Origin of the sequence: Planobispora longispora, from assembly GCF_016863135.1 — a bacterium.
Lineage (GTDB): Bacteria > Actinomycetota > Actinomycetes > Streptosporangiales > Streptosporangiaceae > Planobispora > Planobispora longispora.
On sequence record NZ_BOOH01000023.1, the window covers coordinates 22,869 to 37,932 of the forward strand.

A 15,064-nucleotide genomic window follows, 5' to 3' on the forward strand; every position below is an offset into this window, starting at 1 on the left:
TCGGGAGAACATGGCCGGTCAGGGGGTTCTGGGAGGGCCGGCTGGGAGAAGGGAAGTCTCCGTGCTCCATGCCGGGGTGCGCATCGGTGAAATCACCGGTCTTGGGACCGTCCGCGCAGGTGTCGAGGACGATCCGACACCCCCTCTTCTCAGTCAGGACACCCGCGCGTAACACTGGGTCATGTCCTGCGCCTCTCCCGCCACCCTGGCATCGATGCCGCACCCCCGCGTACCGGTGCCGCACGCCCGGACCCCGGTGCTGCACGGCCGTGCCACCGAACTGGAGGCGCTGTGCCGCCTCGCCGGCGGCGCCCTCCTCGGTTCGGGCGGCGCGCTGCTCCTGCTGGGCGACCCGGGAACCGGCAAGTCCGCGCTGCTCGAGGCCTTCGCCTCGGTCGCCGCCTCGCCCATCGCCTCGACCGCCGCCGATACCGGTGCCGGTGCCGGTGCCGAGGGGGCCGGCGGCTTCGTGGTGCTGCGGGTGCGCGGCACCCAGACGGAGGAGCACCTGCCGTACGCCGGGTTGCACGCCCTGCTCCGGCCGATCGCGGCCGGGCTGGCGGCGCTGCCCCCGGCCCAGGCCGCGGTTCTGGCGCGGGTGCTGGAGCTGGGCACGGCCGACGGCGGGCTGGCGCTGCCCGCCGCGGTCCTGGCCCTGCTGCGCGCCGTGGACCGCCCGCTCCTGATCTGCGCCGACGACGTCCACCGCCTCGACGCGCCCAGCCGCGAGGTCCTGTTCTTCGCCGCCCGGCGCCTGGCCGGCGAGCGGATCGCGATGCTGCTCACGGCCGGCGCGGAGGCCGCGGAGGAGGCCACGGAGAGGGCGGGCGGGGGCGGCGGCGTCCCGGGTGACGTCCCCCGGCTCGTGCTCGGCGGGCTCGACGAGGAGGCGGCCCGGCGGGTCCTCACCGATCTGGCGCCGGAGATGCCCGAGGACCTGCGCGCGTCGCTGGCGCAGGCCGCCCACGGCAACCCGCTGGCCCTTCGCGAGCTCGTGGGCTCGCTGACCGCGGCGCAGCTGAGCGGCACCGCCGCGCCGCCGGAGACGCCCCCGCCCGGCGGCCGGCTGTGGCGCGCGCACGCCGACCGGCTCGCCCGGCTGCCCCGTGACACCGGAGACCTGCTCCTGCTGATCGCGGCCGACCCGGACCTGGACACGGTCACGCTCCTGCGCGCCGCCGAGCCGGGGTGCGCGCTCACCGCGCTGGAGGCGGCCGAGCGAGCCGGCGTCGTCGTCCGGCTGGCCGAGGACCGCTACGGCTTCCGCGAGCCGGTGACCCGGGCGGTGGTGTACGGCGACGCCCCGGCCGCCCGGCGGCGCGCGGCGCACCTGACGCTCGCGCGGATCCTGGACCAGGAGCACCAGGGCCTGCGGCGGGCCTGGCACCGGGCGGCCGCCCTGGACGGGCCCGCCGAGCGGCTGGCGGACGGGCTGGTGGAGGAGCTGGCGGCCGCGCCGCCCGGGGCGACCGGCGGGCGGGGTTCGTTCCCCGAGCCGTTCCGCGTCCTGGAACGGGCCGCCGAGCTGACCGTCCGCGGCGACGCCAGGGCGGCCCGGCTGGCCGCCGCCGCCCGCCACGCCTGGCACGCGGGCCTGCCGCAGCGCGCCCGGTCGCTGCTCAACCGGCTCAACCGGCTCAACTCCCTGACGATCTCCGAGGAGGTGCGCGGGCGCGCCGAGCTGGTCCGCGGCAGCCTGGAGCTGCGCAGCGGCAAGACCGGCAGCGCCTGCGACGAGCTGCTGGCGGCGTCGGAATGGCTGCTCGACCGGGACCGGGAACAGGCCGTGCGCACGCTGGTGCGGGCGAGCGAGGCCAGTTACATGGCCGGTGACACCCATCGGTTCCTGTCCATCGCGCGGCGGGCCGCGACGCTGCGCCGCGCGGACGACCCTCCGGTCATCCAGCTGATGTTCGAGTACCTGGAGGGCATGGCGGCGACCTTCCGCGGGCGCCACGGGGAGGCCGCGCCGCCGCTGCGCCGCGTGCTGGACCTGGCCCCCTCGGTGGACAACCCGTCCGTGCTGGTCTGGGCCTGCGTGTCCAGCCTCCTGCTGGGCGACGACGCCCAGGCGCTGAAGCTGTCCACCAGGGCCATCGAGACCGCGCGCGCCCAGGGGGCCGTCTCCACCGTGCCGCAGGTGCTGGAGTTCCTGATCCAGGCCGAGCTCTGGCTGGGGCGCTACGCCTCCGTCGCGGCCAACGCGATGGAGGGCCTGCGCCTGGCTCAGGAGACCGGCCGGCTCAACAGCGCGGCCCAGCATCTGGCCTGGCTCGCCCTGGCCGCCGCCGTGGAGGGCGACGAGGAGACGTGCCGGATCAGGGCCGGCAGCGCGATCGAGCTGGCCGACGCCCACGGCCTGGGCGTCGTCGGCGCGCTCGGCGGCTGGGCGCTGGCCCACCTCGACGTCGCCGCGGGCCGCCACGCGAACGCGGCCGGGAGGCTGCGGGCGGTGGCCCGGGCCGACGGGACGGGCGGCCACCTCGTCATCCGGGTGATGGCGACGCCGCACTTCGTCGAGGCGGCGGCGCGGACCGGTGACGTCGAGCACGCGCGGGCGGCCCTGGCCGTGCTGGACCGCTGGGTGGCCAGCACCGGCAGCCCCGACCGGCTGGCGCTGGCGGCGCGCTGCCACGCCCTGCTGGCGGGGCCGGGAGAGAGCGAGGAGCGCTTCCGCGAGGCGCTGGACCTGCACCACCGGGGCTCCTGCGCGTTCGAGACGGCCCGCACGCAGCTGCTGTTCGGCGGGGCGCTGCGCCGCAACCGGCGGCCCGGCGCGGCCAGGGAGCACCTGCACGGCGCGCTGGAGACCTTCGAGCGGTACGGCGCGCGGCTCTGGGCCGAGCAGGCGCGCAGCGAGCTGCGGGCCGCGGGGGAGGCGACGCCGCGGCCGGAGGGCCGTACCCGCGCGACCGGCGCGCCGGCGGCGGAGGCGGCCGAATCACCGGCGGTCCAGGCGCTCACGGCGCAGCAGCTGCAGATCGCCCGGCTGGTCGCGGACGGGGCCACCAACCGGGAGGTGGCCGCCCGGCTCTTCCTGAGCCCGCGCACCGTCGAGCACCACCTGCGCAACATCTTCTCCCGCCTCGGCATCCGCTCCCGCGTCGAACTGGTCCGGCTGCTGTCCTGAGCGGTGCCCGCTCCGGATTCTTACCAGTTCGAGCGTTCATGTGGCGCGTGCGCCGACGTCGCTGTTCACTGTGAGGCAGAACTCGTCAAAGTGCGGGCGCATCGACCACCGGCCCATGAAGGGCTTCGATTCCGGAAATACGTATCGTCATCATTGTGAGCCGTCAGTGGGAAGATTCAGGCGATGGTTCAGCGGGCTCGACCTCGCGACGCGCGGTGCGATCCTGGCGGCTGCGATCACAGGATCATTCGCGATCGCCGCCGCGGTTGTTCAAGGGCTTTTCGGACTATGGGGTAGCCAGGCGTCCAAGTCCGACCTTTTACCTGGCGCTTCCAGCCCGACCATCGCAGCGGCCGATCCGCTCCGGTCCTCCCCCTCTTCCCCACCCAGTCCGCCTGCGACGGTGTCGCCCAGTCCCACACCCGGCAGCCAGATGACGGCGCCTCCCGCCGCGACACCATCCGGCAGTTCTTCGGCCGTCACCGGCGGCCCGGATCAACTCCTGGTCAACATAAAGGTGTATGCGAACGGATCACGAAAAATAGGGATAAATCCAGACACGTTCCGAAGCCCCATGGAATGGGGATACACGACGGAGGTGTACGGGCAGGACGGGTTGCTCGAAGACGGTTGCTACGTGAAGACAACCCTGTTCCAGGGAAATACCCCCGTCTATCGCGGCCGGACGGCATGCAGCAGCAGCGTCAGCAATATAACGGTCATCAAATCAGGACGCTACCGGCTCGTCATCGACATCACGACCGATCAAGGACTTACCGGCACCGGCGAGAAGATATTCCAGGTCGAACAGGTGTGATCACGAAACACCCGCCGCACCGCACCCGGACCGCACGCCTGCATCTATCTCAGCCACACAGACAAGGAAATGCGCCACGATCGCATCGTGGCATCGGCGACCAGGCCGCCCGTGCTGAACGGCAGGCTCTTGATGTTCATTCAGACACTGTTCTCATGTGATCCGAAGATCACGTCAGCGGTCAAGGACTACATATCGCCGACGGCCGGCCTCCGGGAGAGATCACAGAGAGGCTTCTCCGGCAGGCGGTCGGCAACCCTCGGCGAGTATCGCCGCGGCCTCCCCGGTCCGGCCGCCGTGTCCGGCGCCGGCGCCCTCCGGGGTTCCGCGTCCCTGTCCCGGCGCTCGGAAAACCCATTGCCGTTGCGCCCGCAACCTGGTGGAGTGCCTCGGTGGCCGACATCTCAGCACACCGGGAGTTCTCCGCCCTGCTCACCCGCATCGGCGCCGACCCGGCCGTCGTCGGGGGGATCCTGAGCGGATCCCGGGCACGGCAGGGGATGGCGACGCGCCGTTCCGACTACGACGTCTACCTGATCACCGCCGATGACGGACCGGTCGGCGAAGAACGCCGCGACGCGCTGCTGGACGTCACGGCCATGTCACTGGAGGAGTTCCGCGCCCACGCGATGCCGGGATCGGGGACGGAGTGGAACAGATACTCCTTCGCGCATGCCCGCATCCTGAAAGACCGGCCGGACGGCCTCATCGGTGAACTCGTCTCCGCCAAAGCGACGCTGTCGGCCCCGGAGGCCCGCCAGACGGCCGCCGCCGCCCTGGACTCCTTCGTCAACGCCGTCTACCGCTGGCTGAAGAACCATCGCGACGGGCACGCCGCCGAAGCCCGCCTGGACGCCGCGGAAAGCATCCCTCCCCTCCTGACCTTCCTCTTCGCCCTCGATCACCGGGTCCGCCCCTACAACAGGTATCTCGCCTGGGAACTGCGGAACCACCCCCTCGGACCGCCTCCGTGGCGGCATGAGCGGCTGCTGCCGCTTTTGGAGAGCGTCTTGTCGCACGCCGCTCCGCACATCGCTCGGCGGCTCTTCCAGGAGGTGGAGCCGTTCGCACGTGCCGCCGGTCACGGCCCGACACTGGAGGCGTGGGGCGACGACCTCCGTCTCCTGCGGCGAGATCCCGCCGACGACGGCGCCTGCCATCCTGAGTAGCGACGCCCGTCGACGAGCCGCAGGCCGAGGGCTACCGCGCCTCCACCGGTCGTCGCCGCGAGACCGTCCGAGCACGACCCGCAAACAGGCAAGACCCGTGATTTCACCGATGCACTCGCGGCCCTGACAGAGCGAAAGTACTCCCGTCAACGTTCCGAGGGAACCGAGGGTCCCGGAACCGGGCCGTCGCATCCGGCGGCCGGGGATCCGGGGCGGCCTTCCTCCGCGGAGGCCGTCACCCGGTTTCCCTCCTACGGACAGGAGTACGTCACGTGCAGTCACACCCCCCGATCTCAGCAAGCCGCACGGCCCGGACGCTCGCCAAGCTGACCCTCGCGCTGGCTCTCGCCGCCGGGACCGGCGCGGTCGCCCCGGTCGCCGCCCACGCCGCCGTCGGATACGAGCGCGGTCCCAACCCGACCGAGTCCATCCTGGCCGCCACCCGCGGCCCGTTCTCCGTCTCCGACACCAATGTCTCCTCGCTGCTCGTCAGCGGCTTCGGCGGGGGCACGATCTACTACCCGACCGACACCAGCCAGGGGACGTTCGGCGGCGTCGTCATCGCCCCCGGCTACACCGCGAGCAAGTCCAGCATGGCCTGGCTCGCCGAGCGGCTCGCCTCGCACGGGTTCGTGGTGTTCAACATCGACACCATCACGCGCTCCGACCAGCCCGACAGCCGCGGCCGGCAGATCCTGGCCGCCGCCGACTACCTGACCGAGGACAGCAGCGCCACCGTCCGCAGCCGGCTCGACTCCAGCCGCATCGGCGTGATGGGCCACTCCATGGGCGGCGGCGGCACCCTCGCGGCGGCCAACAGCCGCCCGTCGCTGCAGGCGGCCGTGCCGCTGACCCCCTGGCACCTCGACAAGACCTGGGGAGGCGTCCAGGTCCCGACGATGATCATCGGTGCCGAGAACGACTCGATCGCCCCGGTGGGCTCGCATTCCGAGCCGTTCTACAACAGCCTCTCCAGCGCCCAGGAGAAGGCGTACCTGGAGCTCAACGGCGCCAGCCACTTCGCGCCCAACAGCGACAACGACACCATCGCCAAGTACGCCATCTCGTGGATGAAGCGTTTCGTCGACGACGACCTGCGCTACGACCAGTTCCTGTGCCCGGCTCCCGGCCGGAGCACGACCATCGAGGAGTACCGCTCCTCCTGCCCCCACTCCTAGCGGACCGTCCCCGGACGGGGACCGGATGATCGCGGCGGCGGCCGTCCCCCGGGCGGTCGCCGCTCCGCGTTCCCCCGGCGGGACTTCTCACCTGGCCGCGGCCGAACGCCGCTCCAGCACGGTCAGCGCCCACTCGCCCCAGACCTGGTTCTCACGCTCGAACGCCAGACCGCGCATCAGCGTCAGATAGGGCCCGACGCGTTCGGCGCACGCGAGATACTCCTCCTCGCTGCGGCCGTCCAGCAACCGGGCGCGCAGCCGCTCGTATCTGGCGATCTTGGCCTGGGCCCAGCCCATGCGCTCCTCGATGGCCGCCCGTACGGCCTCGGCCTCACCGACGTCCACGGCCTGCACCTTGACCATCAGCTCGTCACGGATCGCGCCCGGCCGCGGCGGCGCGGCGGTGAACTCGCGCAGGACGCGGCGCCCGGCCTCGGTCAGGGAGAACAGCCGCTTGTTGGGGCGTCGTTCCTGCTGGACGACCCGCGCCTGGACCAGGCCCTCGGCCTCCATCCTGTCCAGCTCCCGGTACAGCTGCTGGGGCGTGGCCATCCAGAAGTTGGCCACCGACGCGTCGAACCCCTTGGCCAGGTCGTATCCGGACGCCTCACCCTCCAGGAGCGCGGCCATCACCGCGTGGCGCAACGACACCCGCCCAAGGTATCACCGCGTTGACTAAGCACTTCGTTCTCTAGTCAACGAGACGACTACCAGGACCTGGACAGCCCCTCCGCGCATGGTTACTGTCTACCGCAAATAGTAAACAAATTGACTAGGAGTGGGCATGCATCCGTTCCGTCAGGCCGTCGAGGCCCGAGACAGCGCGGCGATCGAAGCGCTCCTCGCCGACGACGTCGTGTTCACCAGCCCGGTCGCCTACAAGCCGTACCCCGGCAAAGCCATCACGGCGGCGATCCTGCGCGGCGTCATGAGGGTGTTCGAGGACTTCCACTACACCCGTGAGATCTCCGGGGCCGACGGCCGCGACCATGTGCTCATGTTCCGGGCGACGGTGAACGGCAAGCAGGTCCACGGCTGCGACTTCCTGCACATCGACGACGACGGCCTCATCGACGACCTCACGGTCATGGTCCGCCCGCTGTCGGGAGCCAACGCGCTGGCCGAGGCGATGGGCGCCCAGTTCGAGCGGATCCAGAACGAGGCGACGGGCGCGGCCTCGCCGTCGACGGCGTGATCCTCGGCGGCGCCGCGTCCCGCCGGACCCCGGTGGCGGCCGACCGGGTCGGCACAAGTTGCTCACAAGTCGGCTCTGTCATCGTGGAGTCATGAGGAAAAGCCGTCGTGGAGGCACGAACAGACGCCGTCGTCACGTCACCGGCCGCGGTCACGCCGCGGGCGCCGGCGGAGGCCGCGCCGGAGACGCCGGCCACGACCCGGCTGTGATCACCGCCTCCGCGAGACGGGCGCCCGGGCCGATCGGCATGGTGGTGCTCATGCTGCTGTGGGGAGGCGCGTTCCTGGTGCCGATCCCGCTGTCCGTGCCGGGGATCCGGCTGGCGGCGGGCGCCGTCGGCACGCCCGGCACGCTCACCGTGGACGTGTGCGAGCCCCTCGGCCGGAACAGGTACGACTGCGAGGGGACGTTCGTGCCCGACGGCGGCGGCCGGGCCGTCCCGGTCTCCGCCCCGCCCCACCTGGAGGTGGGCGACGAGATACCGGCCCAGCTCACTCCCGAGGGCGATCGCGCGGCGCAGGCGGGTCCGCGCGGCGTGCTCGGCTCGCTGATCCTGCCCTTCCTGTGCGTCGGCGGACTCGGCTTCCTGCCGTACGTCATCCTGTACTCGACCTCCCGCGCCACCCGCCGCCACCTGCGCACGGCGGCGATCGCGGGCTGGGCGCTGACCGCAGTCTCGGCCGCGGGCATCACCACCGGGCTCGTCGCGGTCTACTCCACCTGATCGGCCCACGGCCCCGAATCGCGGCCCTGACGCCGGAGGCTCGCCCCCGGACGGGCGGGACGGGGAACGGTCTCTCAGCTTCCTCACAGTCCGCGTCATGGATCCTTGGGCTGTCGGTCCTCTCCGCATCGCCACGACAGGAAGCAGGCGTATGAAGGCAGCCGTCTACACCCGGTTCGGCCCTCCCGAAGTCCTCACGCTGTGTCAGCTGCCCAAACCGGTGCCCCGGGACGACGAGGTGCTCGTCCGGGTGCGGGCGACGACGGTCACCTCGGCGGAGTGCACCATGCGCCGCGGCGAGCCGCTGTGGGGCAGGGTCATTCTCGGGTTCCTCCGTCCGAGGGTGAGGATGCGCACGCTGGGCACCGAGCTGGCCGGGGAGGTCGAGCAGGTCGGGGCCGGGGTCACCCGCTTCCGGCCCGGCGACGAGGTCTTCGGGTTCACCGGGTTCCGGCTCGGCGCCAACGCCGAGTACGTGTGCCTGCCGCAGCGGGCCTCGCTCGCGCCCAAACCGGTGAACATCGGCTTCGAGACGGCCGCCGCCGCGGTGGACGGCGGTTCGACGGCGTTGTACTTCCTCCGCAAGGCCGGGATCCGCGACGGCCACAAGGTCCTGGTCTACGGCGCGTCCGGCAGCATCGGCACCTATGCCGTGCAACTCGCCAAGCACTTCGGGGCGCACGTCACGGCGGTGTGCGGCCCCCGGAACGCCGGCCTCGTCGCCGAGCTGGGAGCCGACGAGGTGATCGACTACACCAAGGAGGACTACAGCAGGAGCGGGGAGGTCTACGACATCGTCTTCGACACGCTGGGCAAGACCTCGTTCTCCCGGGCCAGGGCCGTGCTGGCGCGCCGGGGCCGCTACGCGCCCACCGTCGGGTTGCACAACACCTTCCTGTCGCTGGGGACGTCGCTGTCGCGCGGCCGGAGAGTGGTGACCGGTATGTCGGTGGAGAAGAACGACGCGCTGCTCTTCCTCAAGGAGCTCATCGAGGCGGAGAAGCTGCGGATCGTCATCGACCGGCGCTATCCCCTGGAAGAGCTGGCCGAGGCCCACCGCTACGTCGAGACCGGCCACAAGAGCGGGAACGTGGTGGTCACCGTCGGATCCTGACCCGCCCCGGGAGCGGCCGGGCGGGGCGGAGACGGCCGGCGGCGCCCCGCCGGAGGCAGTGCCCCGCCTCGCGGAGCGGAGACGGCCGGGCGCCGCTCCGCGTTCAGGTCAGCAGCCGGTAGAACCGCCAGAAGCCGAAGTCCTCGATCGGGAGGACCTCGATGCCGCGGAAACCCGCCTCGACCGCGTAGCGGCGCAGTGTGTCCGGGCGCATCACGGTGCCGGTGCCCGCCGAGGGCTGGTGGGCCATCCCGTCCGGCAGGCAGATGAGCAGGCTGAAGCCGTACAGCAGCCGCTCGGTGTCGTCGGCGGGGGCGGTGAAGGAGTCCGCGGCGGCCTCGTCCATGACGACGACCGCGCCGCCGGGTCTGATCGCCCGCCGTATCGCGGTCAGGGTCTCCACCGGCCGGGACATGTCGTGCAGGCACTCGAAGGCGAAGATCGCGTCGTAGCCGTCCTCGCCGAGCAGGGTCGCGTCGCCGTGGTGGAAGGCGACCTCGGCCCCCGCCTCCTTCGCGTTGCGTGCGGCCAGCTCGATCGAGGGCGCGTCGACGTCCACGCCCTCCACGACCGCCTCCGGGTAGGCGCGGGCCAGGGCGATGGAGGACCAGCCCCCGCCGCAGCCGACGTCGGCGACGCGCGCGCCGGGGCGGCGCAGCGCGGCGTCCAGGTCGGTCACCCCGGCCAGGGCCCCCGGGAGGGCGTGCTCGAACCAGGGACGGTTCATCTCGGCCTGGGACTCGCGCACGTCCGGGCCGAACACCTCCCAGGCGACGCCGCCGCCGTCGCGGTAGGCCTCCAGCAGGGCGGGCGTCTGGACCGCCGCGCCGGCGAGCATGCGGGCCAGCGGGGCGAGGTAGGCCAGGCTGGATTCGTCCGTCAGCACCTCGGCCGCGCCCGCCGGAAGGGCGAAGCGGCCGTCGCCGCCGACGGTGAGGATCCCGCAGGCGGCCTGCTGCTCCAGCCACTCGCGGGCGTAACGTTCGTGGCCTCCGGCGCGCGCGGTCAGCTCCGCGGGGGTGGCGGGGCCCCGTGCGGCCAGCGCGCGGTACCAGCCCAGGCGGTCCCCCAGGTGGATCGAGAGGATCTCGATCGCGCCGAGCGCGGACCGGAACACCCGGTCGGCGAACTCTTCGGTGTTCATGTCTCAGTCTCCCTCCGTCATCCCGCCGATGGTCCGGAGGGGGCCTGTCAAACCGCTGTCGCCAGGCTGTCGCGGCAGGTCGGGAGCCGTCCCTCGATCACCCCGTCGACGTACTCGGTGACGGCTCCCGCGGAGCGGATCAGGGCGAGCGCGCGCCGGTTCCGCGGGTGCACGGTGAAGGCGAGCGTGCAGATCCCGCGCTCGGCGGCGTGGGCGGACAGCGCGTCCAGGAGCATCCGGCCGACGCCGCGCCCCTGGTAGTCGTCCACCACGGAGAACGACGCCTCGGCCGTGCGCTCCTGATCGGCGATGACCACGTAGCGCCCGATGCCGACGGCCCGCCGTCCCGCGGCCGCGACCAGGGCGACGTGCCTGTCCTGGTCGGGATCGGCCAGGACGCGCAGCATGAACCCCGGCAGGCGTGGCATCGGCGCCAGGAAGCGCATGAACCGCGAGTTCTCCGACATCCCCTCGAACACCTCGAGCACGGGGGCGGTCTCGCCGCGGGTCAGGGGGCGCAGCCGTACCGGGACGGGCAGCGGCATGGTGACAGTGGTCATGGGGACCTCCGTAGGTCGGCGGATTCGGTGGATACCGCCACTGTCCACGCCCCCGCTGTCGAGGGTCTTGCACGCCGCTGTCATCCGGCGGACCCCTCCGGAGTTCCTCCTGTTAAGGATGGGGCAATAGGGTTAATCCGCTATGACCGGGAACATTGATAATCGTCTGCGTAAGCCCTATTTGTGGCTGCTCGGCTTCGGCGGTACGGCCACGCTCCTGGTCGGCGGCAGCGCCGTCACGCCACCGGCCACCCCGGTCTCCACCTCTCCCTCCCCCACCGTGCTGGCCCAGGTCACGGCCCCGCCCGTACCCGTCCCGACGGTGACGACGGCGACGGCGACGGCCCAGCCGACGGCCGCACCCCGCACGACGAGCACGCCCCAGACGGCGGTCACCCCTCAGGCGACGATCACCTCCCAGCCCGCGGTCGCCCCCCGGGTGACCGCCACCGCGCAGGCGACGGTCGCGCCGACCCCGCCGCCGGACCCGCAGGAGGCCGGCGCGCCGAAGACGCAGCTGTTCGCCAACGGGCGGCTGCAGCCGGAGAAGGTCCGGGTGTCCCGCTCCGCCAGCGGCCGCTACCGGGTCGTCCCCGGCGAGTCCCTTCCGCCCCGGGGCAAGAAGAAGGTCGTCCGCTACAAGGTCGAGGTCGAGCGCGGGCTCCCGTTCGACGCGGAGGAGTTCGCGCGGGAGGTGCACCGGATCCTCAACGACCCCCGTGGCTGGGGGTTCCGCTTCCACCGCGTCTCGCGCGGCCCGGTGGACATCCGCGTGTCGCTGTCCAGCCCGGCGATGACGGACCGCCGGTGCCTGCCGCTGCGCACCTTCGGCCTGCTGTCCTGCTGGAACGGCGGACGGGCGGTCATCAACGCGATGCGCTGGAACGAGGGCGTGCCGGGTTACCGCGGCGACGTCGCCTCCTACCGGGAGTACGTCGTCAGCCACGAGGTCGGCCACGGCCTGGGCCACGGCCACGTCCCCTGTCCCGGCCCGGGCCGGCGCGCCCCGGTCATGCTCCAGCAGACCAAGTCCCTGTACGGCTGCCGCCCCAACCCCTGGCCCTTCCCCAAGCGCGGGCCGCGCGCCCTGGGCTGAGGACGCGCGGCCGGGCCGGTCAGGTCTCGCCGCGCACCCTGCCGAGGATCCGGTGCGCGACCACGACGGCGGCGAGGAAGGCCCCGCTCACCACCTGCTGGAAGGAGGAGGTGAGCCCGGGGATCTGATTGATCAGGTTCTGGATCACCCCGAGGAGCAGCGCCCCGGCCAGGCCCGCGGGCAGCCCGGACACCAGACAAACGATGATCTTCGTACGGGCCACCGGCACGCCCATCAGCGCGGAGGTGGCCCGCGCGCTCGCGGGAGGTCTGCGTGGTCCGGACCGGCGAGGGCCAGCCGTCCGGGAGACCATCCGGCCATCATGGGCCGCCAGGGGTCCGCTCCGGCGACGGCCAGGGCGCGGGCGTTGTCCAGGCGACGGGCGAAGACGGCCACCCACAGGGCGGTCCGGTCGTCGTACTCGGCGTCCACGTCGTCGACGCGACGGGCCAGCTCGGTCACCGATTCAGGGGTTCCCCATTCGGCTGCGAGGTGCAACGGCTTTCCATCGTGGCTGCCGAAGGCGTAGACACCCGGGTTCGGATCGGCGCCCGCTTCCAGCCTGACACGGATCGCCTCGAGATCAGCTCAGCCGTACCCGCTGATGCCAGACCATCCCGCTGGTCCGGACCCTGTCATGGCGCTCCTCGGACGGCGTTTCACGGACATGGCGAGTATGCCGTATTCGAACTGACCGTTGATCACCCTGACTCAGCGCCGGGGAGCGGGTGATCGGAGCACGGCGCGCACCACCGCGTCGGTGTCGGCCAGATCGGGCAGCACGACCTCCGCGCCGGCGGCCCGCAGCGCGGCGGCGTCGACGAATCCGGTGGCCACCGCCACCACCCGCGCCCCGCCCCGGTGCCCGGCCAGCACGTCGTTGGGGGTGTCGCCGATCAGCACCGTGCTGTCCGCGGTGAAGACCTCGCCGTACTTGCGCCCGGCCCGCCGCTGGGCCAGCCGTACCAGCTCCGGGCGCTCGGCGTGGTCCATGCCGTAGGCGCCGACCTCGAAGTCCACGAAGCGTTCCAGGCCGAAGGCGGCCAGCTTGCCGATCGCGATGGGCTCCATGTTGCCGGTCAGCACCGACTGCACCACATCCTCGCGGACGGCCAGCGCCTGCAGCGCCTCGCGTGCTCCGGTGAGCGGGCGGCCGTGCTCGCCGATAGCGGCCTCGTAAGCGCGGAACGCCTCGACCAGCGCCGTTCCGAAGGTCTCCAGCAGCGCCTCGGAGACCTCGATGCCATGCAGTCGCAGGGTGTCGATGGTGATCGCCCGCTCGGTGCGGCCCAGCATGTCCGCCGGCTGCTTCATCGGGTGGCCGGTGGCGGCGCGGAAGGCCTCGGCGTACAGCAGCTTGCCGATCCCGGTGATGCTGACCAGCGTGTGGTCGATGTCCCACAGCACGAGCGTCCTCGGGTCGGCCACCGCCTGAGCATAACCCCGCGGACTCCCATGGAGGGGAGCCCGCGCACCGGCTTACGCGCCTCGACTTCTCGAAGGGGGCAGCTCTTGAAGGGGGCGGCTTCGGGCGGGAAGCAGTTCCTCAGACGCGCCAGGGCATGTGCTGGAGGGTCCAGGTGTTGCCGTCCGGGTCGGCGAAACGGGCGTAGTGGACACCGCCCAGGTCTTCGACCGGCTCCACGTCCGCGCCGCGCTCGATGAGCTCCGCGCGGGCCTTGTCGATGTCGCTCACCACCAGGTGCAGGCCGCGCAGCGTGCCGCCCGGCATGTCGAGGGACTCGATGCCCTCGGTCAAAGTGATCGAGCAGGCCGAGCCCGGCGGGGTGAGCTGGACGATGCGGACCCCGTCCGCGGGCTGCACGTCGACGTCCACCTGGAAGCCGAGGCGGTCGGCGTAGAAGGCCTTGGCCCGGTCGATGTCCGTGACGGGCACCGGGACGAGTTCGAGCAGGAACGCGCCGGGGCGGACGGGCGGCGCGGTGTGGTCCGCCGGGACGTCGGCGATGTCGGCCGGGATCTCGGTCTGCGTGGGCCGGGCCGGGGTGTGCTGGATGTCGGTCATTGCAGCTCGCCTTTCAGAGTCATCTCGTTCAACGTCTCGGCGAGACGGTCGTACGCCTCGCCCGCGCCGCGTTCCATGGGAGTACGGAGCACGCTGTCGCGGATCTCCCGCGAGGGGTAGCGCACCGTGGTGGTCATCGCCGTCCGGCCGTCCCGCTCGTCGAAGACGGTCGTGACGAGAGCCTCTCCTTCCTCCCAGCCGTCGTGAAGCTCGCTGTGAACCAGCCGGCCGGGCGCGTCGACCTCGTGGAAGACCCCGCCGAGGCCCATCTCGGCGCCGTCGGGCCCGCGCGACACGAAGCGCCAGACTCCGCCCGGGCGCAGGTCGACCTCGCAGACGACGAGGTGCCAGCCGCGCGCGCCGTGCCACCGCCGGAGGAGCTCGGGCCGGGTGAAGGCGTCGAAGACGAGCCGGCGGGGGGCGGTGAAGGTCCTGGTGAGCAGGAGATCGGTGTCGGACAGCGCCCGTACCGTCAGCCCTTCGCCCTGTTCCTGCCGCGACGTCACCGGATCTCCCGTTCGGCGGCGTCCGGCCCCTCGTGGTCGAGTTCGCCGAGCAGGGCGTCCAGCCTCTGGTAGCTCTCCTCCCAGTAGGAGCGGTAGTTCGCCAGCCAGTCCACGGCGTCCTTGAGCGGAGCGGCCTCCAGCCGGCAGGGCCTGCGCTGCGCGTCGCGCCCACGGGAGATCAGTCCGGCCCGCTCCAGCACCCGCAGGTGCTTGGAGATGCCCGGCTGGGTCATCGCGAACGGCGCGGCCAGTTCGGTCACCGTGGCCTCGCCCTCCCTCAGGCGGGCCAGAATCGCCCGCCGGGTCGGGTCGGCCAGCGCGGCGAACGTCGCGTCGAGAACGTCAGGAGCCATGAAGATTACCTTTCGGTTTTATAACCGACTGGTTTTCTATCGCGCCGGACCC

Annotated in this window: 17 protein-coding genes; 8 read left to right on the forward strand and 9 right to left on the reverse strand. The window is 72.2% G+C overall.

Features of this window, described 5'->3' with window-relative positions:
• The first annotated feature begins 214 nt into the window (after window positions 1-214).
• The 4 genes from Plo01_RS15905 to Plo01_RS15920 all read left to right on the forward strand — a co-directional run bounded on the left by Plo01_RS15905 (window position 215) and on the right by Plo01_RS15920 (window position 6,294).
• Window positions 215-3,130, forward strand: coding sequence for a helix-turn-helix transcriptional regulator (locus tag Plo01_RS15905; RefSeq protein ID WP_203891372.1), 2,916 nt, complete (start codon window positions 215-217; stop codon window positions 3,128-3,130).
• A gap of 115 nt (window positions 3,131-3,245) precedes the next feature.
• Complete coding sequence (locus Plo01_RS15910; protein ID WP_203891373.1) at window positions 3,246-3,947, forward strand: hypothetical protein; 702 nt, start codon at window positions 3,246-3,248, stop codon at window positions 3,945-3,947.
• Between the two features lie 392 nt (window positions 3,948-4,339).
• Complete coding sequence (locus Plo01_RS15915; protein WP_203891374.1) at window positions 4,340-5,116, forward strand: hypothetical protein; 777 nt, start codon at window positions 4,340-4,342, stop codon at window positions 5,114-5,116.
• Window positions 5,117-5,388: 272 nt separating this feature from the next.
• Entirely contained in the window at window positions 5,389-6,294 is a 906-nt protein-coding gene (locus Plo01_RS15920) for an alpha/beta hydrolase family protein (RefSeq protein WP_203891375.1), read from the forward strand.
• 87 nt (window positions 6,295-6,381) lie between these two features.
• On the opposite strand, the gene Plo01_RS15925 is transcribed toward Plo01_RS15920, so the two are convergent.
• Window positions 6,382-6,945: a PadR family transcriptional regulator gene (locus tag Plo01_RS15925; protein WP_203891376.1), complete on the reverse strand. Its 564-nt coding sequence runs from the start codon at window positions 6,943-6,945 to the stop codon at window positions 6,382-6,384.
• A gap of 133 nt (window positions 6,946-7,078) precedes the next feature.
• Between Plo01_RS15925 and Plo01_RS15930 the strand changes: the two genes are divergently transcribed.
• The 3 genes from Plo01_RS15930 (at window position 7,079) to Plo01_RS15940 (ending at window position 9,327) form a co-directional block, all read left to right on the forward strand.
• Complete coding sequence (locus Plo01_RS15930) at window positions 7,079-7,489, forward strand: nuclear transport factor 2 family protein (RefSeq protein WP_203891377.1); 411 nt, start codon at window positions 7,079-7,081, stop codon at window positions 7,487-7,489.
• Between the two features lie 205 nt (window positions 7,490-7,694).
• A complete protein-coding gene (locus Plo01_RS15935; RefSeq protein ID WP_239316425.1) occupies window positions 7,695-8,213 on the forward strand; it encodes a hypothetical protein in 519 nt (172 codons plus the stop codon).
• A 151-nt stretch (window positions 8,214-8,364) separates the two neighbouring features.
• A complete protein-coding gene (locus Plo01_RS15940; protein WP_203891378.1) occupies window positions 8,365-9,327 on the forward strand; it encodes an NAD(P)-dependent alcohol dehydrogenase in 963 nt (320 codons plus the stop codon).
• Window positions 9,328-9,430: 103 nt separating this feature from the next.
• Here Plo01_RS15940 and Plo01_RS15945 read toward each other — a convergent pair whose 3' ends face one another.
• Both Plo01_RS15945 and Plo01_RS15950 read right to left on the reverse strand, forming a co-directional pair.
• Window positions 9,431-10,471, reverse strand: a complete 1,041-nt coding sequence (locus tag Plo01_RS15945; protein WP_203891379.1) for a class I SAM-dependent methyltransferase — start codon at window positions 10,469-10,471, stop codon at window positions 9,431-9,433.
• Between the two features lie 47 nt (window positions 10,472-10,518).
• Window positions 10,519-11,031 (reverse strand): GNAT family N-acetyltransferase, encoded by a 513-nt coding sequence (locus tag Plo01_RS15950; protein ID WP_203891380.1) that lies wholly within the window; start codon window positions 11,029-11,031, stop codon window positions 10,519-10,521.
• Between the two features lie 142 nt (window positions 11,032-11,173).
• Between Plo01_RS15950 and Plo01_RS15955 the strand changes: the two genes are divergently transcribed.
• A complete protein-coding gene (locus Plo01_RS15955) occupies window positions 11,174-12,127 on the forward strand; it encodes a DUF3152 domain-containing protein (RefSeq protein ID WP_203891381.1) in 954 nt (317 codons plus the stop codon).
• A gap of 19 nt (window positions 12,128-12,146) precedes the next feature.
• On the opposite strand, the gene Plo01_RS15960 is transcribed toward Plo01_RS15955, so the two are convergent.
• From Plo01_RS15960 to Plo01_RS15985, 6 genes are all read right to left on the reverse strand, one after another.
• Window positions 12,147-12,362, reverse strand: coding sequence for a hypothetical protein (locus Plo01_RS15960; RefSeq protein ID WP_203891382.1), 216 nt, complete (start codon window positions 12,360-12,362; stop codon window positions 12,147-12,149).
• Entirely contained in the window at window positions 12,362-12,625 is a 264-nt protein-coding gene (locus Plo01_RS15965; protein ID WP_373871693.1) for an ankyrin repeat domain-containing protein, read from the reverse strand. The genes Plo01_RS15960 and Plo01_RS15965 overlap by 1 nt, the downstream gene beginning before the upstream one ends.
• 213 nt (window positions 12,626-12,838) lie before the next feature.
• Complete coding sequence (locus Plo01_RS15970; protein WP_203891383.1) at window positions 12,839-13,555, reverse strand: HAD family hydrolase; 717 nt, start codon at window positions 13,553-13,555, stop codon at window positions 12,839-12,841.
• A 118-nt stretch (window positions 13,556-13,673) separates the two neighbouring features.
• Window positions 13,674-14,153, reverse strand: a complete 480-nt coding sequence (locus Plo01_RS15975; protein ID WP_203891384.1) for a VOC family protein — start codon at window positions 14,151-14,153, stop codon at window positions 13,674-13,676.
• Window positions 14,150-14,659 carry an SRPBCC family protein gene (locus Plo01_RS15980; protein WP_203891385.1) on the reverse strand — a complete coding sequence of 170 codons (510 nt, stop codon included), beginning with the start codon at window positions 14,657-14,659 and terminating at the stop codon, window positions 14,150-14,152. The genes Plo01_RS15975 and Plo01_RS15980 overlap by 4 nt, the downstream gene beginning before the upstream one ends.
• Complete coding sequence (locus Plo01_RS15985) at window positions 14,656-15,012, reverse strand: ArsR/SmtB family transcription factor (RefSeq protein WP_203891386.1); 357 nt, start codon at window positions 15,010-15,012, stop codon at window positions 14,656-14,658. The genes Plo01_RS15980 and Plo01_RS15985 overlap by 4 nt, the downstream gene beginning before the upstream one ends.
• Between the last annotated feature and the right edge of the window lie 52 nt (window positions 15,013-15,064).

What these genes read in the sequence shown, in the direction of transcription:
- Plo01_RS15905 (WP_203891372.1), top strand. Translation starts at nt 215, where the DNA reads ATGCCGCACCCCCGCGTACCGGTGCCGCACGCCCGGACCCCGGTGCTG.
- Plo01_RS15910 (WP_203891373.1), top strand. Translation starts at nt 3,246, where the DNA reads ATGAAGGGCTTCGATTCCGGAAATACGTATCGTCATCATTGTGAGCCG.
- Plo01_RS15930 (WP_203891377.1), top strand. Translation starts at nt 7,079, where the DNA reads ATGCATCCGTTCCGTCAGGCCGTCGAGGCCCGAGACAGCGCGGCGATC.
- Plo01_RS15940 (WP_203891378.1), top strand. Translation starts at nt 8,365, where the DNA reads ATGAAGGCAGCCGTCTACACCCGGTTCGGCCCTCCCGAAGTCCTCACG.
- Plo01_RS15945 (WP_203891379.1), bottom strand. Translation starts at nt 10,471, where the DNA reads ATGAACACCGAAGAGTTCGCCGACCGGGTGTTCCGGTCCGCGCTCGGC.
- Plo01_RS15950 (WP_203891380.1), bottom strand. Translation starts at nt 11,031, where the DNA reads ATGACCACTGTCACCATGCCGCTGCCCGTCCCGGTACGGCTGCGCCCC.
- Plo01_RS15955 (WP_203891381.1), top strand. Translation starts at nt 11,174, where the DNA reads ATGACCGGGAACATTGATAATCGTCTGCGTAAGCCCTATTTGTGGCTG.
- Plo01_RS15960 (WP_203891382.1), bottom strand. Translation starts at nt 12,362, where the DNA reads ATGGGCGTGCCGGTGGCCCGTACGAAGATCATCGTTTGTCTGGTGTCC.
- Plo01_RS15975 (WP_203891384.1), bottom strand. Translation starts at nt 14,153, where the DNA reads ATGACCGACATCCAGCACACCCCGGCCCGGCCCACGCAGACCGAGATC.
- Plo01_RS15985 (WP_203891386.1), bottom strand. Translation starts at nt 15,012, where the DNA reads ATGGCTCCTGACGTTCTCGACGCGACGTTCGCCGCGCTGGCCGACCCG.